Below are 529 nucleotides of genomic sequence, written 5' to 3' on the forward strand. Positions count from 1 at the left end.
AATAGCAACATAAAACAAACTAACATGAAAACCCTTAAACTAACATTAATCGCACTTTTTTCAATAGGATTACTAACAGCAGTATTACCATCTAACGATACAGACACAGTTACAGAAACAGTAAATCACGAATTATCTAAGCCAAGTGTTGACTTAACAGCATTTATCGAGATAAGAGGAAAAAGAAAAGTGCCATCTCAAGGTTAAACTTCACTATAATTTAGATTTCAAAAAAACATTAATAGCAACATAAAACAAACTAACATGAAAACCCTTAAACTAACATTAATCGCACTTTTTTCAATAGGATTACTAACTGCAGTATTACCATCTAACGATACAGACACAGTTACAGAAACAGTAAATCACGAATTATCTAAGCCAAGTGTTGACTTAACAGCATTTATCGAGATAAGAGGAAAAAGAAAAGTACCATCTCAAGGTTAAACTTCACTATAATTTAGATTTCAAAAAAAACCATTAATAGCAACATAAAACAAACTAACATGAAAACCCTTAAACTAACATT

General features: G+C 29.9%; 2 protein-coding genes. Both read left to right on the forward strand.

Annotated features, from left to right (window positions below):
• The coding region (locus Q0935_RS15810; RefSeq protein WP_299388328.1) for a hypothetical protein at positions 1–207 on the forward strand (207 nt) is incomplete at its 5' end.
• Positions 208–264: 57 nt separating this feature from the next.
• A complete protein-coding gene (locus tag Q0935_RS15815; RefSeq protein WP_299255369.1) occupies positions 265–447 on the forward strand; it encodes a hypothetical protein in 183 nt (60 codons plus the stop codon).
• Positions 448–529: the final 82 nt, after the last annotated feature.

The sequence above is a fragment of the uncultured Lacinutrix sp. genome (assembly GCF_947500605.1).
Taxonomy (GTDB): domain Bacteria; phylum Bacteroidota; class Bacteroidia; order Flavobacteriales; family Flavobacteriaceae; genus Lacinutrix.

Excerpts from the sequence above, each read along its gene's own strand:
- Q0935_RS15815 (WP_299255369.1), top strand. The coding sequence starts at position 265 with ATGAAAACCCTTAAACTAACATTAATCGCACTTTTTTCAATAGGATTA.